Source organism: uncultured Psychroserpens sp. (genome assembly GCF_947500255.1).
GTDB lineage: Bacteria > Bacteroidota > Bacteroidia > Flavobacteriales > Flavobacteriaceae > Psychroserpens.
Genome location: NZ_CANMRL010000004.1, coordinates 196,578 through 222,287, shown reverse-complemented (window position 1 = coordinate 222,287; position 25,710 = coordinate 196,578). Strand labels below are relative to the sequence as shown.

At 33.1% G+C, this 25,710-nt stretch carries 26 protein-coding genes; 10 read left to right on the top strand and 16 right to left on the bottom strand.

From position 1 onward, the window contains the following. Positions 1-24: 24 nt before the first annotated feature. The 4 genes from Q0783_RS13135 to Q0783_RS13120 are packed head-to-tail and all read right to left on the bottom strand — an operon-like array spanning position 25 to position 3,142. Positions 25-1,281, bottom strand: a complete 1,257-nt coding sequence (locus tag Q0783_RS13135) for an Nramp family divalent metal transporter (RefSeq protein ID WP_298895834.1) — start codon at positions 1,279-1,281, stop codon at positions 25-27. After that, complete coding sequence (locus Q0783_RS13130; RefSeq protein WP_298895832.1) at positions 1,281-1,829, bottom strand: sigma-70 family RNA polymerase sigma factor; 549 nt, start codon at positions 1,827-1,829, stop codon at positions 1,281-1,283. Before Q0783_RS13130 ends, Q0783_RS13135 begins: the two co-directional genes overlap by 1 nt. Beyond that, on the bottom strand, positions 1,820-2,932 hold the full coding sequence (locus Q0783_RS13125) for a glycosyltransferase (protein WP_298895996.1): 1,113 nt from the start codon (positions 2,930-2,932) through the stop codon (positions 1,820-1,822). Before Q0783_RS13125 ends, Q0783_RS13130 begins: the two co-directional genes overlap by 10 nt. A gap of 6 nt (positions 2,933-2,938) precedes the next feature. Next, positions 2,939-3,142, bottom strand: coding sequence for a membrane or secreted protein (locus tag Q0783_RS13120; RefSeq protein WP_230936603.1), 204 nt, complete (start codon positions 3,140-3,142; stop codon positions 2,939-2,941). A 167-nt stretch (positions 3,143-3,309) separates the two neighbouring features. Here Q0783_RS13120 and aqpZ point away from each other — a divergent pair, with 167 nt between their 5' ends. Next, positions 3,310-3,996, top strand: a complete 687-nt coding sequence (aqpZ, locus tag Q0783_RS13115; RefSeq protein WP_298895830.1) for an aquaporin Z — start codon at positions 3,310-3,312, stop codon at positions 3,994-3,996. 69 nt (positions 3,997-4,065) lie between these two features. Here the strand turns inward: aqpZ and Q0783_RS13110 are convergent, their stop codons facing one another. The 4 genes from Q0783_RS13110 to Q0783_RS13095 all read right to left on the bottom strand — a co-directional run bounded on the left by Q0783_RS13110 (position 4,066) and on the right by Q0783_RS13095 (position 7,847). Continuing rightward, positions 4,066-4,860 carry an RNA polymerase subunit sigma-70 gene (locus Q0783_RS13110; RefSeq protein WP_298895828.1) on the bottom strand — a complete coding sequence of 265 codons (795 nt, stop codon included), beginning with the start codon at positions 4,858-4,860 and terminating at the stop codon, positions 4,066-4,068. A gap of 3 nt (positions 4,861-4,863) precedes the next feature. Further along, positions 4,864-5,403, bottom strand: coding sequence for an RNA polymerase sigma factor (locus Q0783_RS13105; RefSeq protein ID WP_230936600.1), 540 nt, complete (start codon positions 5,401-5,403; stop codon positions 4,864-4,866). A gap of 240 nt (positions 5,404-5,643) precedes the next feature. After that, positions 5,644-6,657, bottom strand: a complete 1,014-nt coding sequence (gene murB / locus Q0783_RS13100; protein WP_298895826.1) for a UDP-N-acetylmuramate dehydrogenase — start codon at positions 6,655-6,657, stop codon at positions 5,644-5,646. Continuing rightward, positions 6,657-7,847: a pyridoxal phosphate-dependent aminotransferase gene (locus Q0783_RS13095; protein ID WP_298895824.1), complete on the bottom strand. Its 1,191-nt coding sequence runs from the start codon at positions 7,845-7,847 to the stop codon at positions 6,657-6,659. Before Q0783_RS13095 ends, murB begins: the two co-directional genes overlap by 1 nt. A gap of 109 nt (positions 7,848-7,956) precedes the next feature. Between Q0783_RS13095 and Q0783_RS13090 the strand changes: the two genes are divergently transcribed. Beyond that, positions 7,957-9,312 (top strand): aspartyl protease family protein, encoded by a 1,356-nt coding sequence (locus Q0783_RS13090; protein WP_298895822.1) that lies wholly within the window; start codon positions 7,957-7,959, stop codon positions 9,310-9,312. Positions 9,313-9,345: 33 nt separating this feature from the next. On the opposite strand, the gene Q0783_RS13085 is transcribed toward Q0783_RS13090, so the two are convergent. Then, positions 9,346-9,771 (bottom strand): DUF1573 domain-containing protein, encoded by a 426-nt coding sequence (locus Q0783_RS13085; protein WP_230936596.1) that lies wholly within the window; start codon positions 9,769-9,771, stop codon positions 9,346-9,348. A 187-nt stretch (positions 9,772-9,958) separates the two neighbouring features. Here Q0783_RS13085 and Q0783_RS13080 point away from each other — a divergent pair, with 187 nt between their 5' ends. Next, the gene (locus Q0783_RS13080; RefSeq protein ID WP_298895820.1) at positions 9,959-12,586 is read left to right on the top strand and encodes a valine--tRNA ligase; all 2,628 of its coding nucleotides are present in this window, start codon (positions 9,959-9,961) and stop codon (positions 12,584-12,586) included. A 448-nt stretch (positions 12,587-13,034) separates the two neighbouring features. Here Q0783_RS13080 and rodA read toward each other — a convergent pair whose 3' ends face one another. From rodA to purH, 6 genes are all read right to left on the bottom strand, one after another. Further along, on the bottom strand, positions 13,035-14,315 hold the full coding sequence (gene rodA, locus Q0783_RS13075; RefSeq protein ID WP_298895818.1) for a rod shape-determining protein RodA: 1,281 nt from the start codon (positions 14,313-14,315) through the stop codon (positions 13,035-13,037). A gap of 2 nt (positions 14,316-14,317) precedes the next feature. Beyond that, complete coding sequence (gene mrdA, locus Q0783_RS13070; RefSeq protein ID WP_298895816.1) at positions 14,318-16,288, bottom strand: penicillin-binding protein 2; 1,971 nt, start codon at positions 16,286-16,288, stop codon at positions 14,318-14,320. After that, positions 16,285-16,791, bottom strand: a complete 507-nt coding sequence (locus Q0783_RS13065; protein WP_298895813.1) for a rod shape-determining protein MreD — start codon at positions 16,789-16,791, stop codon at positions 16,285-16,287. The genes mrdA and Q0783_RS13065 overlap by 4 nt, the downstream gene beginning before the upstream one ends. After that, positions 16,784-17,605 carry a rod shape-determining protein MreC gene (mreC, locus tag Q0783_RS13060; RefSeq protein WP_298895811.1) on the bottom strand — a complete coding sequence of 274 codons (822 nt, stop codon included), beginning with the start codon at positions 17,603-17,605 and terminating at the stop codon, positions 16,784-16,786. The genes Q0783_RS13065 and mreC overlap by 8 nt, the downstream gene beginning before the upstream one ends. Positions 17,606-17,624: 19 nt before the next feature. Further along, positions 17,625-18,653 carry a rod shape-determining protein gene (locus Q0783_RS13055; RefSeq protein ID WP_230936590.1) on the bottom strand — a complete coding sequence of 343 codons (1,029 nt, stop codon included), beginning with the start codon at positions 18,651-18,653 and terminating at the stop codon, positions 17,625-17,627. 66 nt (positions 18,654-18,719) lie between these two features. Next, positions 18,720-20,252: a bifunctional phosphoribosylaminoimidazolecarboxamide formyltransferase/IMP cyclohydrolase gene (gene purH / locus Q0783_RS13050; protein ID WP_298895809.1), complete on the bottom strand. Its 1,533-nt coding sequence runs from the start codon at positions 20,250-20,252 to the stop codon at positions 18,720-18,722. A gap of 177 nt (positions 20,253-20,429) precedes the next feature. Here purH and Q0783_RS13045 point away from each other — a divergent pair, with 177 nt between their 5' ends. The 4 genes from Q0783_RS13045 (at position 20,430) to Q0783_RS13030 (ending at position 23,685) form a co-directional block, all read left to right on the top strand. After that, positions 20,430-21,683, top strand: coding sequence for an ABC transporter permease (locus Q0783_RS13045; protein WP_298895807.1), 1,254 nt, complete (start codon positions 20,430-20,432; stop codon positions 21,681-21,683). Between the two features lie 90 nt (positions 21,684-21,773). After that, positions 21,774-23,021: an ABC transporter permease gene (locus Q0783_RS13040; protein ID WP_298895804.1), complete on the top strand. Its 1,248-nt coding sequence runs from the start codon at positions 21,774-21,776 to the stop codon at positions 23,019-23,021. A gap of 15 nt (positions 23,022-23,036) precedes the next feature. Beyond that, positions 23,037-23,282, top strand: coding sequence for a hypothetical protein (locus Q0783_RS13035; protein ID WP_298895802.1), 246 nt, complete (start codon positions 23,037-23,039; stop codon positions 23,280-23,282). A gap of 1 nt (position 23,283) precedes the next feature. Continuing rightward, complete coding sequence (locus Q0783_RS13030; protein ID WP_298895800.1) at positions 23,284-23,685, top strand: hypothetical protein; 402 nt, start codon at positions 23,284-23,286, stop codon at positions 23,683-23,685. Here the strand turns inward: Q0783_RS13030 and Q0783_RS13025 are convergent. Next, positions 23,682-24,137, bottom strand: coding sequence for a GAF domain-containing protein (locus Q0783_RS13025; RefSeq protein ID WP_298760713.1), 456 nt, complete (start codon positions 24,135-24,137; stop codon positions 23,682-23,684). The genes Q0783_RS13030 and Q0783_RS13025 overlap by 4 nt on opposite strands. Before the next feature lie 73 nt (positions 24,138-24,210). Between Q0783_RS13025 and xrtF the strand changes: the two genes are divergently transcribed. From xrtF to Q0783_RS13010, 3 genes are read left to right on the top strand one after another with little or no spacing between them, the layout of a single operon-like run. Next, the gene (gene xrtF / locus Q0783_RS13020; RefSeq protein ID WP_366915444.1) at positions 24,211-24,762 is read left to right on the top strand and encodes an exosortase family protein XrtF; all 552 of its coding nucleotides are present in this window, start codon (positions 24,211-24,213) and stop codon (positions 24,760-24,762) included. Next, complete coding sequence (locus Q0783_RS13015) at positions 24,755-25,183, top strand: exosortase F system-associated protein (RefSeq protein WP_366915443.1); 429 nt, start codon at positions 24,755-24,757, stop codon at positions 25,181-25,183. The genes xrtF and Q0783_RS13015 overlap by 8 nt, the downstream gene beginning before the upstream one ends. A 57-nt stretch (positions 25,184-25,240) precedes the next feature. Further along, positions 25,241-25,654 (top strand): hypothetical protein, encoded by a 414-nt coding sequence (locus tag Q0783_RS13010; RefSeq protein WP_298895798.1) that lies wholly within the window; start codon positions 25,241-25,243, stop codon positions 25,652-25,654. The last annotated feature ends 56 nt before the right edge of the window (positions 25,655-25,710 follow it).

Here is a 25,710-nt window from a genome sequence, read left to right as displayed (position 1 = left end):
CGAAGTATTCTATTAATTTTTCCCTTAAAGTAATTGAGTTAGCCAATCATAAAATTGAATAAACATATCTTTATTTAATGCGATATACCAAACGCTAAATCCCACCAAAAATAAAAGTCCTAACCAACTTAAAATATGGATACCTGTTGATGGTCGCCATTCTTTGGGTGTATGACGACTTGAGATTAACACGTAATTTGCAATAGCGTATAAAGGAGCAGTAATAAACGATAAAACCGTGGCAATAGTTATTAGCAACGCCATATCAGATTTGAATTTGAAGAAAATAAGAATGGTTCCAGAAATCAAAATCAAAATCCATACTAAGTAAGATCGCTTCATTTGATTACCAAATAACAGTTGAGTTGTTTTAGCCATAGCTCTTGGTGATGCATCTAGTGTTGTAAGGGTTGTGCTGAACATGGTCGTAAAAGCTGCAATGCCAATAATGAGATACGACCAATTTCCTAAGCTTTTAGTATACATTGAAATGAGCTGATTTGAAAATACATCAGCTTTTCCGCTAAAGTTTTCTCCACTATTAAACATGACCAAGGCGCCTAAAGCCAAAAAACCTAATCCAAGTATAATCGTAGCAAAATAACCAACGTTGAAATCAAAAAGTGATGATTTTACACTAAAATCAGTGTCTTCTTTTTTCTTTTCTATAGCCCAAAGTGAATGCCAGACGGAAATGTCTAAAGGTGCTGGCATCCAACCCATAAATGCAATTAGAAAGCCAAATTGCATAGCATTTGGAAACACTTGTGTTAGTGCTGTTGGTTGGGTAGAATTTTTAAATGCAAAACAGACAGCCACTATGGTACTTAGAGTTAGTGTAATAATGATAAACTTCATGAGTTTATCGAGAAAACTATATTTACCGATAATCAAGATAACAAAGCAAATACTAAGAATAATAACGGTCCATATTTTTGTAGAAATAAAATCTCCAAAAATTGATTCAGCTAAGCCAGCTGTGACTATAGTTACAGCAGTTTGAATAGTGAACATTGTAGCAATAGTCAAAATGAAATAGGCTATAAGTACACCTTTTCCCAATTTTTTGTAACCATCTAAAAGCGTTTCTCCTGTAGCCATTGCGTAGCGTGGACCAAATTGAAAAAACGGATATTTAAAAATATTGACTAGTAATAGAGCCCAAATTAATCCAAAACCAAAATCAGCACCAGCTCTTGTAGATTGTACAAGATGGGAGACACCAATTGCTGCGCCTGCAAATAATAATCCTGGACCTATTTTTTTAAGACTGAAAGACATTATTTTTTCTTAATAATTTCGGCAAGGAGCTTTTTAGCTCTTAACAATTTTACTTTTACATTGTTGATAGGTTCATCTAAATATTTTGAGATTTCTTTATAGGTCAACTCTTGAAAATATCTCAGATTAATGATCTCTTGATAATGCGGTTTTAGCTTCTTAATATCTCGTAGTAGCTTTGCTAAATTTTGTTCTGTTATTAGTTTATCTTCAGGTGTAGGAGATTCGTCAATAATTGTATAATAGTCATCGTCTTCATTAGCGTTTGATCGACTAGATATTGTAGATTTTTGCTTTCGTACCAAATCGATATGAATGTTCTTAGAAATGGTTACAAGCCATGTTTTAAATTCATATTTATCATTATAGGTATGAATTTTATCAAAAGCCTTAGAGAATGTTTGTATGGTAATATCTTCAGCATCGTTTTCATTTTCGGTACGCTTTAATTGAAATCCATAAATAGTGTTCCAAAAGGTGTCTAATAGAAAATTAAAAGCGATTTGATCATTTTCTTTAGCCTTTTCTATCGCGTCTTTTACTTCCAATGTTGAGGTTTTGATGAGAGATTTTTTATAAATATAAAGAATTGAAAAGTAATTAGAAATAATTCGAGAAAGGGAACGAATAAGATCAAATCTTTTTCTTTGAGTTTAGCAGCTGCAGAATAGAGTGTTGTATATTGAACAATAAATCTTAAAGAAATGAGTCCCACAACAATTTGCCATTGATGTAGCACAATTAATAATATAATGGAAAGGCCCCAAAATAGAAATTGCGAACAATAAAATAAGGCTAAAAGCACTTTGTGTTTTAGTTTATAATGAGAAGCCGTACTCACGTGTCTACGTTTTTGAAGAAACCATTCTGAAAATGTATGCTTTGGAACCGATTCTGTAAAACTTTGTTTGGCAATACAAATGGCAGTGTTTTTTTTGCTTGCTACCTGATTTACAAATAAATCATCATCGCCAGACAGTACTTTCATGTGGTCCATAAAACCATTGGCTTCAAAAAACAGTTCTTTCCTATAGGCTAGGTTTCTGCCAACTGCCATATATGTTTGTCCTAATAAGGCATAAGAAAAATATTGAACAGCGGTCATAAAGGTTTCAAACCTAATAAGTAAATTGAGTAATGACCCTTTGATTTTTTGATAAGGACCATAACCTAAAACAAGTGTTTTTTGGGAATCAAAGCGTTCACTCATTTTGCTAATCCAATGCTTAGATGTTGGCCTGCAATCGGCATCAGTAAATAAAAGAGTATTGTATTTTGCAGCTTTTATGCCTAGTGTTAATGCGTATTTTTTATTTCCCCAAAATGCTTCTATGGGTTTTACATTAACTATTTTAATGTTCTCATGATCTTTACTAAATGCTTGCATCACTTGTAATGTGTCATCTGAAGAATTATCATTGATGAGAACTACTTCAAAACTTGTATAAGCTTGAGATAATATTGATGGTAAATTGGTTTTTAGGTTTTCAGCTTCATTCTTCGCACAAATAATGACTGAAACAGGTTGATTTTTAATTGAAGTCTTTTTTTGTTTTACTGAAGCAAATTTTCCGAAGATAAGTCCGTAATAAATAATTTGAATAGCTACAATAGCAATAAAAACGTAAAAGAGTACGTCAAAAAGAAGCAACAATGGTTAGGAGTGTTGAGGTTCGTTACAATTTTCGAACTGGTCTGGTGTTTTTCCGCAGAAGCCACAAGCTTCACCTTCTTGGTTAAGCATTGGGTTTTGACTAGCACAAGTGCCAGCAAATTTGCCGTCTTTTTTTGCCCATATTTTAATTGCAATTCCAGCAACGCTTAAACCTAAGAGTACTAAAGTTATTAGAATGAGTTTCATCTACTTCTGGTTATTTTTTGTTTGTGCAAAGATAAAAATTTTGAATGTTTTTAGTCATTATTATGACTACTAATTATAGGAAGCAAAGACAAATATGTGACTTTGTTAATTGTTTAAGTGTCTTATAATTAATAAATTAATCTTTTTACTAACTAATATTAATTATTATGAAAAAATTATTAGCAGAGTTCTTTGGAACATTTTGGCTTGTTTTTGGAGGTTGTGGTAGTGCAGTTTTTGCTGCTGCTTATCCAGAATTAGGAATTGGTTTTGCTGGCGTGGCATTGGCTTTTGGTTTAACAGTGTTAACAATGGCTTATGCTGTTGGACATATATCTGGAGGACATTTTAATCCTGCAGTCTCTTTAGGACTATGGTCGGCAGGAAAATTTCCAGCAAAAGACCTTATAGGTTATATTATTGTTCAAGTTATTGGAGCTATAGCTGCAGCTGGAGCTCTATACCTTATTTTAACTGGTAAATCTGATTTTGTTGATATTGGTAGTTTTGCCTCTAATGGTTATGGTGAACAATCACCAGATGGTTATAGTATGATGTCTGTGTTAGTTGCTGAATTTTTATTGACATTATTCTTTTTGTTAATTATTTTGGGGAGTACTAATGTAAGAGCACCTAAAGGTTTTGCTCCAATTGCTATTGGTCTTGGATTAACTTTAATTCATTTAATAAGTATTCCTATTTCTAATACTTCTGTCAATCCTGCGCGTTCAACAAGTCAGGCTATTTTTGCAGGTGGAGAATTTACGTCACAATTATGGTTGTTTTGGCTGGCTCCTATTGCTGGTGCTATAGTGGCTGGATTTATTCACAAGGCATTTTTTGATAAAGAATAAATAACAATCCATAAAAAAAAAGCCACTTTAGTAATCCTAAGGTGGCTTTTATATTTGTTTAAATAACTGTTAGTTATTTCGATTCTTTAATTCTATTTCTGCAACAGCTTCATCTGTTTTATCAGCATTTTCTTTTGGTCCAATTGTAATACTTAACCCTAAAGCATTTTCCATATAAGGTACAGATTGCATGTTTTTTTGTGAAGGGTCAAGAATACCAAGGCTTACAAAATGATCTTCCATTTCAGCCCAAAGGTGAATAAATTGATCTTCAGATAATTGAGGTAAAGAAACAACATCAATCATGGACGTTTTTTCAATAGCATTGATGTATGCCACTGTTTTTAAATCTTTAGCGCGAGCATTTCCTCTTAACACATATTTTTCAGTTTCAGGATTATTTAGCTTCATGAACTGACGCATTAAGTTGTCAAGCTTTTTGTTATTGTCTTCAATATCACTTCTCAAATCAAAAATTTCGTCAACAACAACTTGGTTTTCTTTGATTAATTCTTGATTTTGTTGGTACTTCATATAGTAACCACCTGCAAAAAGAAGGGCAACAATACTAGCAGCAATGCTATACCAAGGTGTTCTTCGTCTTGGTCTTTCAAGTGTAATTACAGGAGTGGCTTTTTCCTCTAATTCATTTTTGATGTTATCTAAAACAAATTTAGGAGCTTCTACAGCATCAACTTTAGCTAAAATCTCAAGATTATCTTGTAATCTCAGATATTCGCTTTCCACTTCTGGATAGGTCTCAATAAATTGCTCTACTTTCAGACGTTCTGAAGCAGATATTTCATCTAGTATATACTTGTCAAGTAAACCAGATTGAAAAAAAGTATGTAATTTTTTTTCCATTTCTTAATTTATTTCTGGATCGTAAACCTTTTTTAGTTCTCTCAATCCAATTTTTAATCTAGACTTTATAGTACCTAATGGTATATCAAGCTCTTCACTTGCTTCTTGTTGGGTCATTCCCTCAAAAAACAAGGCTTTAAGGACTATTTGATACTTCTCGTCTAGCCGTGCAACATGCTCCTTTAAATCCAAGACATCTTGGTTTAAACTTGCTGTTGGTAAGATATATACGTTTGATTTATCGATTTGGACTTCTTTTTCAAATCTATTGTTGAAACTTCTTAATTTATCTATAGCTGTATTTTTCGCAATTCTGAAGAGCCAAGTAAATAATTTGGCCTTTTTAGAATCGTATTTTTTTGAATTTTTCCAAACCTTCACAAATGTTTCTTGAAGGGCATCTTGAGCTAGTTCTTCATTAGTTGTAACTTTTAAGATGACACCATAGAGGCTATCTGCATAATTTTCGTAAAGAAGATTGAGTGCTTTTTTATCGCCTTTAGCGAGTAATTCTACAATTTGTTGTTCTATTGAAGTGCTCAAAAACTAGAGATTAAAATTTTATTAAAAAAAATGAATTTTAAAACGTCCAAAAATAAATTTCATCCGTATATAGATTAAGTTGGTAAAATTAGTAAAATAATACCAAAACGGAATTTAATCCATTTAACATATAATTTCTGTGGAATAGAATTTTTTCTTCCTAAAGGAAAATTGATTAATAGCATTTTCAAAAAACTATTCTGTAGTGAACAATAGCCTCATTTATTTGAGGCTTTTTGCTTATATGATATTAACTTCTGCTTCTATATTAATATCAAAAATACGAGCAACTGTCTCTTGAATTAATTGTGATAACTTTAAAATATCATTTCCATTTGCACCACCATAATTTACCAAAACTAAAGCCTGTTTTTTATGTACTCCATAATTATCAAAAGTTTTGCCTTTAAAACCAGCATGTTCAATAAGCCAACCTGCTGGAACTTTTACTTCTTCATCTGAAACGATATAATGTGGCGCATCAGGAAAATTCTTCTTAAATTTTAAAAACTCTGATTTTGAAATGATAGGATTCTTAAAAAAACTACCCGAATTCCCTATCTCTTTTGGGTTAGGGAGTTTACTCTCTCTAATAGCAATTACTGCTTTAGACACATCCTGAATTGTTGGCTCAGTAACCATCATAGCTTGCAGTTCTGAAGTGATAGCGCCATAGTTAGTGTGTAATGTATGTTCTTTGACACTTAGATTAAACATAACGCTAGTAATAATATACTTCCCTTTAGCATGTTGTTTAAAAATAGAATTTCGATAATCAAATTCACAGCTATCTTTAGTAAAAGTTTCGATCTCTAAAGTTTCTAAGTTTAAAGCACTACATGAGTGAAAAACATCTTTTAACTCAACTCCATATGCACCTATGTTTTGAATTGGACTTGTACCAACGTTTCCAGGAATAAGAGATAAGTTCTCTAATCCGCCAAAATCATTTTCAAGTGTCCATAATACAAATTCATGCCAATTTTCACCAGCTAGACTTTGTACTAGAACCTTATTATCAGATTGAGAAATAATCTGTTTTCCTTTTAAATTTAAATGAATAACTAGAGCATCAATATCCTTTGTAAGCAACATATTACTACCACCTCCCAAAATAAATTTTTGCGGATAAGCACTCGAGCTATAGATATCCTTTAATTCTTCAATAGATGATACCGAAACAAATTGCTTTGCTTTAACATCAATTCCGAAGGTATTGTATGGTTTTAGAGATATGTTGTGTTGTATATGCACTAATCTTGGTATACTTTAAGGGCTTTTTTTAAAATGTTTACAGCCTTTACAAGGCTCTCAGTATTAAGAACGTATGCGATACGTATTTGATTTAAACCAACACCAGGCGTGCTGTAAAAACCTGCTGCAGGAGCTACCATTACAGTTTCATTATCGACATCAAAAGATTCTAACAGCCATTGTGCAAAGGCATCTGAGTTTTTTATAGGTAATTGCGCAATGCAATAAAAAGCGCCTTTAGGATTGGCAACTTGAACGCCTTCTATTTTACTTAACTCTTCAATTAGAATATTTCGACGCTCTACATACTCAGCAATTACATCATCAAAATAACTTTGTGGTGTATCTAATGCAGCTTCACTAGCAATTTGAGCAAGAGTTGGCGGACTTAAACGCGCTTGAGCAAACTTTAAAGCTGTTTTTATAACGTCTTTATTCTTCGAGACTAAACACCCAATTCGAGCTCCACACATGCTATAGCGTTTTGAAACAGAATCTATAACAATAGCATAATTTTCGAGACCTTCTTCTTGTAAAATAGAGTAATGTGTAGCGCCATCGTAGGCAAACTCTCTGTAAACTTCGTCAGCAATTAAAAATAAATCATGTTTTTTTACAATATTGGCTAATTTTTTTATTTCCTCTTTTGAGTATAGGTATCCTGTTGGATTTCCAGGGTTGCAAATAAGTATTGCTTTGGTTTTTGGAGTGATTAGTTTTTCAAACTCTTCAATTGGTGGTAATGCAAAATTATTTTCAATTTTAGAGATTACTGGAACCACGTTTACTCCAGAAGCTGTTGAGAATCCATTATAATTAGCATAAAAAGGCTCTGGGATAATTACTTCATCATCTACATCCATAATACTTCCAAAAGCAAATAATAAAGCTTCACTTCCTCCAGTTGTAACAATAATATCATCATGTTTAACATGAATGTCATTATTCGCATAATAGTTGGCGATTTTTTGGCGGTAAGCCTCAGATCCTTCAGAACGGCTGTAAGCTAATATGTCTATTGTACTTTCTCTGATAGCATCAACCGCAACTTTAGGGGTTTTAATATCTGGTTGACCAATGTTTAAATAATAGATATTTTTACCTGCTTTTTCAGCTTTTTCAGCAAAAGGAACTAATTTACGTATTGGAGATTCTGGCATAGAAACTCCTTTTTTGGAAATCGTTGGCATGTTTATTTATTTTGATGGTAAAGTTCTGAAAATTATCTTAAATTTTATTTAAAAAATTGATGTAAAAACTAAACATATATTAAAGATTTGTAACTTGTTATTAATACTTATGATTTTTTCCAAAAGAACATACGCACTTATTCTGTTATTCGTAATGAGTTTTAGCTTTTCATTTGGGCAAGGTGATTTTAACTTGCCAAAACGAAAAACTGATAAGATACGATTTCAACTTATTAATAATCTGATTATTATACCCGTTGAAATCAATGGCGTTAAATTGTCTTTTTTACTTGATACAGGTGTTAGTAAACCACTTTTATTTAACATTACCAATACAGACTCTCTGCAAATTAATAATGTGGAGACTATTTTTATTAGAGGTCTTGGAGATGGAGAATCTGTTAAAGCACTTAAATCAAATAATAATTTCTTTAAAATTGGAAATGCGGTTAATATAAATCAAGATGTATATGTGGTTTTTGACCAAAATATAAATTTCACACCAAGACTAGGTGTTCCTGTTCATGGAATTATTGGTTATGATTTGTTTAAAAACTTTGTTGTTGAAATAAATTATAGATCTAAATATTTAAAACTTCATAGAAAGGATGCTTACCAGTATAAACCCTGTAAAAAGTGTGAGACTTTTAACCTGTCCTTTTATAATAATAAGCCTTATATGGATTTGAAAGCCAAATTTGGTGATCAAAATGTACCTATAAAATTGCTCATTGATACAGGTAGTAGTGATGCATTATGGTTATTTGAAGATGAGTCTAAAGGCATATCTACAACTCACCACAACTATTTTCATGATTTTTTAGGAAGAGGATTGAGCGGAAACGTCTATGGACTACGATCTATTGTAAAGTCATTAAATCTCAAGGATTTTAAACTAAATAACGTTAATGTCGCTTTTCCAGATTCGTCTGCAATAACCTATGCAAGACGCCATAAAGAAAGAAATGGTAGTCTTGGAGCTGAAATGCTTAGGCGTTTTAATCTAATAATCGATTATGGTAATTCCAAAATAACTTTAAAAAAGAACTCAAATTTTAAAGCAGGATTCCAGTATAATAGAAGTGGTATTGTATTGGAACAAACGGGAGTTAGAGTGGTTAGAGAACGTTCTAATAATAATATACTAGATTCTTATGGACAAAATAGAGATAAAGTAAACATTGATATTGTTAGATCGTATCAATTTAAACTAAAACCTGCATTTACTATTGTTGATATAAGGAAAGGTTCTCCAGCTGAGCGTGCTGGATTAAAAATAGATGATGTCGTTCTAAGTATCAATGGAAAAGAAGCGCACCTACTAAAGTTGCAACAAGTTATAGGTTATTTTAGAGAGCGTCCGGGAAAGTCTGTAAGACTTAAAATAGAGCGAAATAAAGAAATCATGAATTTTGATTTTAAACTCGAAGATGTCTTTAAAAAAAAGAACTCTCTAGATAAATAGAGAGTTCAGTTAATTTATATATAATGTAGCTTCTTATTGCTCCATTACACTTTTATTTTTCTTTTCTAATACACTTGTTTTACTTGGATCAACAACTAAACCCTTAATTTTTAAGGCTACTGTAGGAGTGTCAGCATTAGAAGTTACAGTAATTGTTTTTCTAATAGGATTAACTCTATTAGTATCATACTTTACTTCGATTTCTCCAGTCTCTCCTGGTAGAATAGGACCTTTTGGTTTCTTAGGTACTGTGCAACCACAAGTTGACTTTACATTAGTTATTATAAGTGGTGCATTTCCTGTATTAGTAAATTCAAATACTCTAACACCATCCGAACCTTTTTCTATGGTTCCATAATCAATAACATCTGTTTTAAATTCAATTTTAGCTACCTTTTCTTGGGCATAAGCTCCAATGCTTAAGAATGCTACACATAAAATTATTACTAAATTTTTCATCATTTTAATTTTAAATTGATACTATCAAAACTACTTACTTTTTGTGATTCCGCAAAATAAATTAGCCGTATGACCATATAATTAACATTAATTACAGTTTAGTTGGTCATTATTTCTTTTAATCATTTCGCAAAAAAAGAAATATAAGTACTTTTGTCAGTTATAAAGCAAAAACAATACCAAACGCATGGGCATTCCATCAAAATATTCAGCAGAATCAGTAGAAACTAAGTGGTACGACTACTGGATGACACATAATTACTTTCATTCTACACCAGATGAAAGAGAACCATATACCATTGTTATTCCTCCTCCAAATGTAACAGGAGTACTTCATATGGGACATATGCTGAATAATACCATTCAGGATGTACTTATCCGTCGTGCACGTTTAAAAGGAAAGAATGCATGTTGGGTTCCAGGAACAGATCATGCGTCTATTGCTACTGAGGCAAAGGTTGTGGCTAAGTTAAAAGCCCAAGGTATTGACAAAAATGACCTATCTCGTGAAGAATTTTTAAAACACGCTTGGGAGTGGACCGAAGAGTATGGAGGCGTAATTCTTGACCAACTAAAAAAACTTGGATGCTCTTGTGATTGGGATCGTACAAAATTTACCATGGATGATGACATGAGTGAGGCTGTAATCAAAGTATTTGTTGATTTATATAACAAAGGACTGATATACAGAGGATATCGTATGGTTAATTGGGATCCTGAAGCTAAAACAACATTGTCTGATGAGGAGGTAATTCATGTTGAAAAGCAAGGTTTTCTCTATTACATTAAATACCAAGTTGAAGGAAGTGATGATACGCTAGTTATTGCTACTACTAGACCTGAGACTATTTTTGGTGATACAGCCATTTGTATAAACCCAAATGATGAGCGCTTCGTACATCTAAAAGGTAAAAATGCTATTGTACCTATTTGTGGAAGGGTGATTCCTATTATTGAAGATGAGTATGTGGATGTTGAGTTTGGTACAGGTTGTTTAAAAGTGACACCTGCGCATGATGAAAATGACAAAGTTTTAGGGGATAAACATCATTTAGAAGTCGTAGATATATTTAATGAAGATGCCTCACTTAATAGCTTCGGAATGCATTATGAAGGACAGGATCGTTTTGTAGTAAGGAAAGCAATAGTAAAGGAGCTCAAGGAGGCAAATAAATTAGTTAAAACCGAAAATTATACCAATAAAGTAGGAACTTCAGAACGAACTAAAGCCATAATAGAACCGCGTTTAAGCGATCAATGGTTTTTAAAAATGGAAGATCTGGCAAAGCCAGCTTTAGATGCTGTGCTAACTAATGGAGACGTAAAACTGTTTCCAAAGAAATTTGAGAACACGTATCGTCATTGGATGGAAAATATTCGCGATTGGAATATTTCACGTCAATTACTTTGGGGACAACAGATTCCTGCTTATTACTATGGTGATGGCAAAGAGGATTTTGTTGTAGCCGAAACTATAGATGATGCACACACTTTAATTAAAGAGAAAGGGATTAGTATTGAACGAGATGATATTCGCCAAGATTCTGATGCCTTAGATACATGGTTTAGTTCATGGTTATGGCCAATGAGTGTTTTTGATGGTATTCGAAACCCTGAAAATGAGGAAATCAAGTACTATTATCCTACAAATGATTTAGTTACAGGACCAGATATATTATTTTTCTGGGTGGCGAGAATGATTATTGCAGGATATGAATATAAAGATCAAAGACCTTTTGAAAATGTATATCTCACTGGATTGGTTAGAGATAAGCAGCGTCGAAAAATGTCTAAGTCTTTAGGGAATTCGCCAGATGCTTTAAAATTGATTGAAGATTACGGCGCAGATGGCGTTAGAGTAGGACTGTTGTTAAGTTCGGCAGCCGGAAATGATTTAATGTTTGATGAAGATTTATGTCAGCAAGGAAAGCAGTTTGCTAATAAAATTTGGAATGCCTTTAGATTAGTTAAAGGCTGGGATGTAGATGATACGATTGTTCAGCCCAATTCAAGTAAAATAGCGATAGAATGGTTCGAGTCTAAATTTCAAAAGACCATTGCAGATATTGAAGATCATTTCAGTAAATACCGATTAAGTGATGCGCTAATGGCAACTTATAAGCTCATTTGGGACGATTTTGCATCATGGTTATTAGAAATTATAAAACCGGCATATCAGCAACCTATTGATGCGAAAACTTTAGAACAAGTCATTGTGTTATTTGAAGATATTTTGAAAATACTACATCCATTTATGCCATTCTTAACCGAAGAGATCTGGCAATATATTGAGGAACGCTCACCTGAAGAAGCTTTAATTATTGCTGAATGGCCAGAAACTAAAACGATTAATGAGAACTTAATTTCTGAATTTGACTTTGCTTCTGAGGTGATTTCTGGTATTAGAAATATTAGAAAACAGAAGAATATTGCTTTTAAGGATGCGATTGCATTTTCGGCTGTAAATAACGAAAATGTTTCGACTAGCTTTGATGAGGTGATTTCTAAACTAGGTAACCTAGAAAGTTTTGAGTATATCAATGAATCTGTTGAAGGTGCTTTAACTTTTAGAGTAAAATCTAATGAATATTTTATACCTATGGAGGGTAGTATTGATGTTGAGGCTGAAGTAAAGAAACTTACTGAGGAATTAAATTATACTGAAGGCTTCTTAACCTCGGTACAAAAGAAATTATCTAATGAACGTTTTGTTAATAATGCGCCTGAGCAAGTAGTTGCTTCAGAAAAGAAAAAAGAGGCTGATGCTTTGGCTAAGATAGAAACTTTAAAGTCAAGTTTGGCCAGTTTACAATAGTTAGACGATCATTAAAAAACATAAAGGAGCCATAAAGGCTCCTTTTTTATTATAAATTTTGTTTATGCTTATTATAAAAAACATAAATAAAAATATATGAAATTATCTTCGCACCTTTACTGTATAAATTAGAGATTGTCAAATTGTTGATGTGAGGTGTCTAAATTGTCAATGGTCGAATTAGTCTCACAATTTCAGAGAATTCTAGAATCTCACATCTAATGCTCGAATTTGAATTTAAGTTTTTAGAGTCTTAATTTTCAGACAAAAGCAGTTACAAGACACTAGGTATTACCATTAACTGATTGATTGATATAGTTAGGTTGTAAGCAAAACAGTTTTTTAGTGGTATTAAAGCTATACCTAGTGTCTTTCTTCCTATAAAGAAAAAGAAAAGTTAAGTTGTATTAAAAAGGCTGTCCAACTTTTATTGAGGCAGCTTTTTTAATTACCACTCGTTAATTTTATTACTATCCAATTTTATAAAAATAAATAGTAATATAGTAAAGCCCCAAAGACCAGATCCTCCATAGCTAAAGAAAGGTAAAGGAATCCCTACTGTTGGAATTAAGCCCATAACCATACCAGTATTGATGGTAAAATGAATAAAGAAAACTGAAGCTACGCCATAGCCATAAACACGGCTAAACTGGGATTTTTGGGATTCAGCTAGATATAATATTCGTATAATTAATGCCATAAATAAAATCACAACTAATGTGCTGCCAAGAAATCCCCATTCTTCACCAACAGTACTAAAAATATAGTCAGTTTCCTGTTCTGGTACAAACTTACCAGTGGTTCTCGTACCCTGTAAAAAACCTTTACCAAATAGTCCACCAGAGCTTATAGCCTGTTCAGACTGAATAAGATTATAGGCTTCTTCTTTTTTCATTTTTTCTAGTAGAACAGGGTCTTTTTCTAGACGCAACCATAGGCTTATTCTATTTTGTTGATGTGGTTGTAGCACATGCTTATAAAATAATTTCACACCTGCTGAAAAGGCTATGCATACTAAAAGAAGAACTATAGATTGTATAATAGAGTTACGCTTTTTCCTTCTGAAGAAATAAACGATGATGAGAACAATAGCGGCAACAATAGCAACTGCTATGAGTCCAAATTTTAATGCCAAAACGGCGAGCACAATGGTTGATAGGCCAATGATTAAATAGACTTGCTGTAAGCCTTCTCTGTAGAATACAAAAAAGAAAGAAGTGTAAACTAAAGTGCTTCCTGCATCATTTTGAAGTAAGATTAAAATAGCTGGAACCATGATTATTGCTACCGCTCTCAGTTGATCCTTTAATGAATTCATATTGGTTTGCAAGTCACTCATGTACTTTGCTAGCGCCAGAGCAGTGGCAGATTTTGCAAATTCACTAGGTTGTATGGTCATACTACCTATACCATACCATGAACGTGCACCATTTACATCTTTACCAAAGATAAAGAGTCCAACAAGGGCTAGCATGGCTGCTATATAAATAATACTGGCAAACCGTTCATAAAATTTAGCTTCTAATGAGAGTATAAGAACAATTAAAACAAAGGTAAGTCCTATAAAAACCAGATGTTTTCCATAGAGTTGACTCATATCAAAATAGCTAGTAATTTCACCTTCATGAGATGCCGACAAAATATTTAACCAGCCAAAACCTACCAACAGTAAAAACAAAACAATAGTAATCCAATCAAATCTAAAACCTCTATGATTTTCTCTGTACATTACTACTTTTGGTTAGATTGGTTTGCATTTATTCTAATAGAATTACTGAGATCGTCATTCTTTAGTTTTTCAACTTTATCTGCAACAACTTTATCTACAACTTGAAGTGTTGTTTCTCCATTGATTTTAAAAGGCTCGCCAGAATAGGGTTTTGCATACTCATTTTCTAAGCTATGTGTTAAAATCCAATGTTCCATATCTGTTCTAGTAATCTCGCCTTTAATATATTTTTCAATCATCAAACTGGCCATTCGTCCAGCAAAACGGCTTCCCCAATATCCGTTTTCAACAAAAACTGCGATAGCTATTTTTGGATTGTCTTTAGGGGCAAAGGCCACAAAAATGGAATGGTCGGTTAGTTGTGTTTTTACACTATCAATTTTGATAAAATTCTCAGCAGTCCCAGTTTTTCCACAAATATCAATACCAGGAATGCGAAGGGTTGCTGCAGTTCCTTTGTTATATACATCAAACATTCCTTGTATCACAGGTTCAAAATGTCTTTTGTCTATAGTTGTATATTTTGGCGTTGTATATTTCGTGTCAATGGTTTCGCCTTCAATGTCTTTAATAATATGTGGTGTGTAGTAATAACCACGATTTCCAATAGCAGCAGCCATATTAGCAAGTTGAATTGGTGTCGCTTCAACTTCACCTTGACCTATAGCATTTGAAACAATATAAGTTGATCCCCAACGATTATCACCATAAGCTTTATCATAGTAATCTCCATCAGGTATTCTACCTTTTTGTCCAACAGGTAAATCATAGCCTAGGTAATTTCCTAGTCCAAAACTTTTGGCATGTTTGGCCCATGTATTCATAGCGTTCCCTGCATCATCGTATTTGTCGACTATTTTACGATAGGCATTTACAAAATAGGCATTACAGGATTGCGCAATACCATTATTCATATCTACCGGACTTTTATGATGGTGGCAACCTGTAAGTCTTCGACTTCCATAATAATATCCCATTCTACAAGTCACTTTGTCGCTTGTATTGATAACTCCTTCTTGTAAACCAATTAATGCATTAATCACTTTAAAAGGGGATCCAGGAGGATATTGGGCTTGAAGACCTCTATCCCATGTTGGTCTTGTTATAGTATCTAAGAACAATCTTGAAAAGTGTTTATTTCGCTCTCGGCCAACAAGTAAATTAGGATTATAACTCGGCCCTGTCACTAGTGCGAGAATTTCACCATTACTAGGATCGATAGCAACAATACCACCTCTTTTATTGGTCATTAATAATTCGCCATACTGCTGTAAGTCAGAATCAATTGTAATTTTAATATCTTTTCCTGGTTGAGGTAAAGTGTCATAACGTCCCTCTTTATAAGGGCCAATATTTTTATTGAATCGATCTTTTTGAATAAACTTGATGCCTTTGACACCTCGAAGAATTTTTTCATAAGATAATTCTACCCCTTGCTTACCAATGAGGTCTCCCATTTTATAGTAAGGTTGTCTTTCTATAATTCGCTGGTTAACTTCTCCGATGTCACCTAAAACATTAGCACCAATAGATGTTCTATAGTCACGCAGAAAACGTTTTTGAATATAGAACCCTTTAAATTTTCGCATCTTTTCTTGAAGCACCGCATAATCAGTTTTGGATAGCTGCGGTACAAACACTGAAGGTAATCGTGGTGAGTAATTTTTTGCTCTGTCGTATGTTTTTTTAAAGTCGTCTTTGGAAATTTTTAATAGCCTACAAAATTCTAAAGTGTCTAATGGTTCAACTTCTCTAGGGATAACCATGACATCATAAGAAGGTTGATTAGCAACTAGTAGTTTGCCATTTCTATCATAGACATAACCACGTTTAGGGTAATCATATACTTTTTTAATCGCACTATCCTCAAAAAGATTATAGGCTTGCTTATTGTACACTTGTAAATAGAACAAGCGAGCAATAAATACAAGTCCAACAGTAACTACGGTTAATAAAAGTAGAAGTTTCCTCATCGTTGTTTGTTACTAAAAAGTACTGAAATTAATACGCAAAGTATAATCGTAAAGATACTTGAAAATAACGTTTTCTGTAATATTAAAATTATGTTCGAAATGTTAAAAATTTCCATGGTGAACATAATAAAATGATGAATCGCTATTAAAATTGAAAAGTAGATCAATCTGTTACCAAATTCGGTGTTATTGAACTTCATGTTTTGATGCTCATATACCATACCAAATGCAAACTTCAATACAGCTGGTCTTATAAATGCAATGGAGACACAAGATGCAGCATGAACACCACCAGAATCAGAAAAAATATCTACAAATAACCCTAACATAAAGCTCATAAAAATGAAAAGAGAACGGTTATTATTTACCGGAAATAATAAAATGAATAGTATGTATGGATAAGGATTGATATTCCCTAAAAAGTTAATATTATTAAATAGTAATGCCTGCGCTAACACAAGTACAATAAACCTAATGATGCTATTGAGATTTAAACTATTCATCAACAGGGTTTTCTAAGAGTTTTATTTCATCGGCATCTAAATTCTCTATGATATAGACATGAGATAGATTGGTCATATCATTAAATAATTTAACGTTAACGATATAGGTGTCACCGCTAATGTCCAGTTCAAAATTATCTACAGCACCTATGGGAATACCTTTAGGAAATATAGAAGATTTTCCACCAGTTACGATAGTGTCTCCTTCTCTTACAGGTGCAAATTTTGAAATATCTGTTAGTTGAACAATTGAAGATGACTTACCATTCCATTCTAATGATCCAAATTGATCTGAAGTTTTTAGTTGAGCGTTAATTTTACTTTTTGTGTTTAAGATAGAAAGCACGCGAGCATAACCATTAGATGTATTGTCAATGATACCTACAATGCCTTTAGATGTCATAACACCAAAATCTTCTTTAATACCATTTTTTTCTCCTCTATTAATGGTTAAGTAATTTTTTGATGACGCATAATTATTATTGATAATTCGAGCTGATTGTATTTTATAACGCCCACTGTAGGATATACTATCTATGGATATTATACTGGTAGAATCTGAAGCATTAAAAACTTGAGATCGCAATCTGTTGTTTTCTTCAATGAGGATATCATTTTGTGTTTTCAAATCAAAATAATTAGAGATCCCACTGGCTTTGTCATAAATACCACCAGTTATAAAATTAGCAGAATTAATAAACTTGCTTTTGTGATAAGAATGTGATTGTATGGTTAGTGCTAAAGAAATACCAAACAGCAACAGAAACAAAAGGGACGTTTTGTTTCTAATGACAAAGTTGATAATTTGTTGCATGCGATGTAGGTGTTCTCAGTTATTTAATCAATACACTTTTAAATTTAGCAAGGTTTTTAAGTGTAATTCCAGTACCACGAACAACAGCTCTTAAGGGATCTTCAGCAATATAAACAGGTAAATCTGTTTTTTGAGATAGACGTTTGTCTAATCCTCTAAGCATCGAACCACCACCTGCTAAATAGATACCTGTATTGTAAATATCGGCAGCTAATTCTGGAGGCGTTTGTGATAAGGTTTCCATCACAGAATCTTCAATTCTTAAAATGGATTTATCTAATGCTTTTGCAATCTCTCTAAAAGAAATCTGAACTTGTTTTGGTTTTCCAGTTAATAGATCACGACCTTGTACACTCATTTCTTCTGGTGGAAGATCAAGGTCTTCGGTCGCGGCTCCAATTTGGATTTTTATCTTTTCAGCAGTACGATCACCTACATAGAGGTTGTGCTGTGTACGCATGTAGTATATAATATCATTAGTGAATACGTCACCTGCTACTTTTACAGATTTGTCACAAACAATTCCTCCAAGGGCAATTACCGCAATTTCAGTAGTACCACCTCCAATATCAACAATCATGTTTCCTTTAGGTTGCATGATATCGATACCAATACCAATAGCAGCAGCCATTGGCTCATGAATTAAGTATACTTCTTTACCATTAACACGTTCACAAGATTCTTTTACTGCTCGCATTTCTACTTCTGTAATTCCTGATGGAATACAAACGACCATTCGAAGTGCAGGTGTAAATAATTTCTTTTTCAAAGCAGGAATATTTTTAATAAACATGCTTATCATTTGTTCTGAGGCATCAAAATCGGCAATTACACCATCTTTCAAAGGTCTAATCGTTTTAATGTTCTCGTGTGTTTTACCTTGCATCATGTTGGCTTCTTTACCAACGGCAATGATTTTGCCTGAAATTCGGTCTCTGGCAACTATAGACGGACTATCAACAACAACTTTGTCATTGTGGATAATAAGTGTATTTGCAGTTCCTAAATCTATGGCTATTTCTTCGGTTAAGAAATCAAAAAATCCCATTCGCTATTCTAATATTATGAGGTCGTTATTGTTTTAATTTTTTGGTGTGTTGTAAATGTAATAAAATTAATGCTTAAAATGGCGTGTTCCTGTCATTACCATAGCTAAATTATTTTCATTACAATAATCAACGGTTAATTGGTCTTTAATTGAGCCTCCTGGTTGAATCACAGCAGTGATTCCTGCTTTATCTGCAATTTCTACACAATCTGGAAACGGGAAGAATGCATCACTAGCCATAACAGCACCTTGTAAGTCGAAGTTGAACGACTGTGCTTTATGAATCGCTTGGTTAAGTGCATCTACACGACTTGTTTGTCCTGTACCGCTGGCACACAATTGTTTATTTTTTGCTAAAACAATCGTATTAGATTTGGTATGCTTGCAAATTTTTGAGGCAAATATCAAATCTTCTAACTCGTTTTCTGTAGGTTTATTGTCGGTTGCATGCGTTAAATCTGCAATGCTATCGGTTTTGTTATCTCTATCTTGGACTAAAACACCATTAAGACATGTTCTTACAGTAGTTTTTGGAAATTCTATATCATGTAAAATTAAAAGTATTCGATTCTTTTTTCCTTTTAAAATCTCTAGCGCTTCTTCAGAAAATGAAGGAGCAATAACAACTTCACAAAATAAAGAATGTATTTTTTCGGCGGTTGCTTTATCAATTTCAGTGTTGGCAATCAAGATACCACCAAATGCAGAAACAGGATCACCTGCTAGTGCGTCTACATAAGCTTGATGAATCGTGTCACGCTGTGCAAAACCACAAGCATTGTTGTGTTTCAAGATAGCAAAAGTTGGTGCTTCACCTTTAAACTCGTTCATTAGGTTAACAGCTGCATCAACATCTAAAAGGTTGTTGTAGCTTAATGCTTTTCCGTGAAGTTTAGTAAACAAGTCGTCAAAGTTTCCGAAGAAAAATCCGCGTTGATGTGGATTCTCACCATAACGTAATACTTGTCCATTTGTTTCACTAATTTTGAGTGAAGCAATCTCATGATCTGCATTGAAATAATTAAAAATTGCAGAATCGTAATGCGATGATACATTAAAAGCTTTAGCTGCAAATCGTTTTCTGTCGGCTTCAGAAGTTTCTCCGTTTTGAGATTTCAAAAGGTCTAGAAATTCAGAATAATCATCTACAGAAGATACACAAATCACATCTGCATAATTTTTGGCAGCAGCCCTAATCAATGAAATACCACCAATATCAATTTTTTCAATAATATCTTGGTTGGAAGCGCCTGAAGCTACTGTTTTTTCAAAAGGATACAAATCAACAATAACTAAATCGATTTGAGGAATATCAAAGTCAACTAATTCTGCAACATCACTTTCGTTATTTTGTCGGTTTAGAATGCCTCCAAATACTTTTGGGTGCAATGTTTTTACGCGTCCGCCCAAAATAGAAGGATAGGAAGTAACATCTTCAACAGGCACGACATTTATGCCTAAGTCTTTAATGAATTTTTCTGTACCACCTGTAGAATAAATGGTTACATTTTGCTGATCAAGTTGTTTAACAATTGGTTCTAATCCGTCTTTGCTAAAAACTGAAATTAAAGCAGATTTAATGGTTTTGTTGTTGCTCATTGTTGTGTTGTTGTCGTTGTGTTTCGGTTATGAATCGAAGTTGTGAAAAATTAAAGCCCAAAAATACGCAATATCAATAGTTAATGTAAATGGAAATAGTAGTTTATTTAAGTTTTTTGTAACAATAAATTGTTGAAAACCTAGTATCTTACAATTTCATAAAACCAATCCCATAGAATGCTCGTTTATTTAAGGTTATTTAAGGAAAGTTTTTCTTTTGCCATCAATGCATTACGTAATAATAAGCTTCGTACATTTTTGTCGCTTTTGGGGATCACTATTGGTATTTTTTCAATCATTGCAGTGTTGGCTGCAGTAGATTCTTTAGATAGAGATATAAAAGAGCAGTTGAGTGGTTTGGACAGTAACACGATGTATTTAGCAAAGTTTTCGTTTGGGCCTAGTAATGTACCACGATGGAAACGTTTACAATTTCCTGAAGTCTCCTACAATGAATATAAGTATTTAAAATCATCGCTTTCAGATGCCGAGCATGTTGCCTATCAGTTATTTGTAAGACGAGAAACGGTTAGGTATGAATCAAACACCGTAAGTAGTATTAATACAGTTGTGGTAAGCGATGAATTTGATGATATTCAAGCACTACAGTTTTCTAAGGGTCGTTTTTATAGTGAATCAGAATCAAATACTGGTAAACCTGTTATTGTTATAGGAGATGAAATTGCGAATTCACTTTTTGGCGAATTAGAACCTATTGGTAAAAAAGTAAGGCTATATGGTCAAAAATTTACTGTAATAGGAGTTGTTAAGAAGCAAGGGTCTGGATTGTTTGGTGATAGTAATGATATTTCTATTTTTCTGCCAGCAAATTATGTAAGAAATCGTTATGGCGATAACAATAAAAATATGAACCATATTGTGATTATAAAGCCTAAAGGTAATGCTGATATTGATGAGTTGAAAGCAGATGTGGTTCAAAAAATGAGAGCCAGACGCGGTTTGAAACCAGATGAAATAGATTCATTTTTCATTAGTGTAATCTCAGGATTGCAAGATGCTATAGATGGTATTATTTCAACATTGAATATCATTGGTTGGATTATAAGTGGATTTTCTCTATTAGTTGGTGGTTTTGGAATCGCTAATATTATGTTTGTGAGTGTAAGAGAACGTACAAACCTAATTGGTATTCAAAAATCCTTAGGTGCTAAGAATAGATTTATTTTATTTCAGTTTTTATTTGAAGCTGTGATTTTGTCTCTCCTTGGCGGTTTGATTGGTGTAATTATGGTATGGCTTGGCTCATTAATAGCCAATGCTGCTATTCAAGATTTTTCTTTTGTACTGTCATTCACTAATATATTTTTAGGATTCGGATTGTCTTCATTGATAGGCTTAATATCTGGTGTTATTCCTGCAATATCGGCATCTCGATTAGATCCAGTAGAGGCTATTAGAACAGGAATGTAATGTTCTTATAAAAATAAGAGGCGTTTGATGTAACAATATAGGTTAGACCACGTCTTACAATTATAGTCTTATAAATTTAAACTAATTCTTATGCTCGTTTATTTAAGGTTATTTAAAGAAAGTTTTTCGTTTGCAATCAATGCTTTACGAAACAATAAGTTGCGTACTTTTTTATCTCTATTGGGAATTACTATAGGGATTTTTTCAATTATAGCAGTGCTTGCAGCAGTAGATTCTCTCGATAAAAGTATCAAGGATCAATTAAGTGGTTTGGACAAAAACACAATGTATCTTACTAAATACTCTTTTGGACCAACAGAAGTACCGAGATGGCAGCGCGAAAATTTTCCTCAAGCGGAGCATGACGATTACCAATTTATAGAGCGAAATGTACCAGAGATAGCTGCAATTGCTTATGTGATATTTGGTAGTTCTGAAAACATTAAATACGAAGGTACAACAGTTACAGGAGTAGATATTACGCCTATTTCTGATGGTATTTACGAAATTGAAAATTTAAAAATAGCCGAAGGTCGTTTTTATACGGAAGCCGAATCTAACTCTGGTTCAAATGTAATGGTAGTTGGAAGTGCTACTGCCGAGAATTTATTTGGAACTGTAAATCCCATAGGTAAAACTGTTCGAGCCTACGGACGTAAAATGACTGTGATTGGTGTATTGAAAAAAGTAGGAACAGGGTTAGGTGATTCTCCTGATGAAAAAGCATATGTCCCAGCCAATTTTGTGCGACAATTTAAAAATGGAGGTGCAGATGGTTTGCCAGGAGCTGTGATTATTAAACCAGAAAAAGGTGTTGACATAGGTGCTTTTGAATCGGTTTTAAAACAAAAATATCGTGCATACAGAGGCTTGAAAGCTGATGAGCCTGATAATTTTTTCATCAATAAAATTTCAGGATTTACAGCATTTATAGATGGTATAATAGCGACACTTAATATGATAGGTTGGATTATTAGCGGCTTTTCACTTCTTGTTGGTGGTTTTGGTATCGCTAATATTATGTTTGTAAGTGTACGTGAACGTACAAATCTTATAGGTATTCAAAAATCTTTAGGCGCAAAAAATAAATTTATCATGTTCCAATTTTTATTTGAAGCAGTAATTTTATCTGTGTTAGGAGGTTTAATAGGAATTATATTAGTGTGGCTTATATCTTTTATAGCTACAGCTGCTTTAGATTTTGAATTTGTATTATCTTTCTACAATATATTTTTAGGATTTTCATTATCCACATTTATTGGCTTAATCTCTGGAGTGATTCCTGCATTAACAGCATCACGTCTTGACCCTGTGGAAGCCATTAGAACTGGAATGTAAATAAAACGCAATCATATGTCTGATACAAATTCTCGAAAAAGTTTTTGGTGGTATTTTATAAGAGTAACCATATTAACTATAGTGTTTTTTGCTGCAGTTTTGTTATTAAGTGACTTTAATCATACGGCAAGTAAAAGATTTTCTTGGGATGTTAATGATACAAGGTTTTGGTTAGGTGCATTACTTTATTTTGGTATTGCCTTTGGCTTTTTGTCTTTGATAACAGCTCTTGTGATGAAAATATCTAAGCTTACTCAATAACATGGGTGTTAAACCTAAAAGAACATTTGGTTGGTTTCTAGAGCATGGTATGGTCTATCTGCTTTTGATCTATGTCATTTTCTTTTTTTCTGTAGGCGGTTTGTACCCTTTTAATACATTTGGATTAAATAGAACAGTAGGGTGGTTATGGGATATAAGTAACGTAAGATTCTATTTTCCGTTCTTTCTTTTGATTTACCTTTTAGGAAGTATAATGTTGACATTGCTTAAAAGAAAAACAAATAAGATAATAGCATTGTTGTTTCTTCTGGTTATTGTAATGAGCACAATAATGAATAGTTTTGGATATTATGAGGCCGAAGCTGTTTTGAGTTTGCTTTCTATGGTTGTATTCGTTATACTGTTTTTTAAATCGCTTCTTGCAAAAAAGGAAACAGTTTAAAGTAGTCCTGCTACTTGCTCACAAACAAATTCTAAAAAACGTTCATCTGCTTCAGAAAAAGGATCAGGCGTGTTTGAGTCGATATCGATCTGACCAATATTTTCGCCATTTACAAAAATAGGAATCACAATTTCAGCTTTTACAGTAATACTGCAAGCAATATAATTATCTTGAGCAGCGACGTCGGGAACGACAAAATTTTCATTTGAAACTGCAACTTGACCACAAATCCCTTTTCCGAAGGGAATAATAGTATGATCGGTAGGTTCACCAACATAAGGCCCTAATTTGAGTTCGTCCTTATCTCCGTTTTTAAAATAAAACCCTACCCAATTATAATAATCTACATGATTTTCAAGAAGTTCACATATCGCTAACAAGCGCTCATTTAAGGTTTGAGTGGTTTGCGATACAATAGTTTCAACTTGAGGTTTAAGGGTCTCGAATGTCATAGGTTTCAAAAATTTTGGTAAAAGTATTTAAAAAGTACTATTTCTAGATTCATTTTGTATAATTTTAACTCGCATGAAAGCACTTCTTATAAAATATAAGTCTGTCGTAAAGTTCATATTGACCTTTCTCACTGTTTATTTTGTATTAACGTTAGCGTATAAATTTTACTTAGATTTCTCAGATGGGTCAAAGTACTATCCCGATTATATGACAAATTTGGTTGCTAAACAAAGTGAGTCGCTTCTAGAAACCTTTGGATATGACACAGCAATCGTACCTCATGAGGATCAACCTTCAATGAAATTAATAGTTAAAGGGAAATATGTAGCTCGAGTCGTAGAGGGCTGTAATTCGATTAGTGTTATCATTTTATTTCTTTCGTTTATTATTGCTTTTGCTGGTAAATTTAAAACGACATTTATGTATATATTGGCCGGAAGTGTGCTTATCTATTCGGTGAATGTATTCCGAATCGCTATTTTATCTATTGGCTTATATAATTACCCTTGGCGAAAAGCTATTTTGCACAATGCTATTTTTCCATTAATCATCTATGGAATGGTTTTTTTATTATGGATGTTTTGGGTGAATCGATTTTCAAAATTAAAAAAGAAAGATGCGTAATCCTATAACTTACATAGTGCTGATGGTGCTTTTTGCATTGCTGGTTTTGATTCGAGTTTTTGAAAACGAATTGTTTTACGACCCATACCTATTATTCTTTAAAAATGACTATTTGCATATGGATTATCCAAGGCGAGAGATTTTGAAATTATCATTATTTACAACACTTCGCTATATTTTGAATTCGGCAATTTCCGTTGGAATCATTTATATATTATTTAGAGATAAATCGATAGCGAAGTTTTCTACATTGGTGTACATTGTAGCTTATGTTATCTTGATGGCATTCTTTCTTTATTTTGTGATTAATCCAAGGCAGGAAGATTATTATCTGTTTTTTAACTTCAGACGCTTCTTGATTCAACCGGTACTTTTACTGTTGCTGGTACCGGCGTTTTATTATTACAAGCTTAAGCAATGATGTGTTAATCATTACTTAAACAAGAAGCAGTTTGTACTTTTTTTATAACTTTGCATCATGTTAAAACAGGTTTTTCATAAGATAGGTTCTACGGTAATGGCACTGCTGTTATTGTTTTCTACGGTTTCTTTTACTGTAGAAAAGCATTTTTGTGGAGATGTTTTAATAGATGTTGCCGTATTTAGTGATGTCGAAAAATGCGCAATGGAAGCTTTTGAGATCGAGCAAGAAGAAGTCACAAAAATGTCGTGTTGTAAGGATACGATTGATATTGTTGAAGGTGTTGATCAATTAACATTGAAAACTATAGATGATTTAGATACCGATCAACAACTATTTTTGACATCGTTTATATATGGTTACAACGCTTTGTTTGAGGTATTCCCTAAGCAAAATGTTCCTCATAAACAGTATTCTCCTCCAAACTTGATTGAAGACATACAGGTTCTCGATCAAGTGTTTCTAATTTGATACCATACAGTATTATAGCTTTATAAAAGACTGAAACTTTCAGTCTATAATTGTAT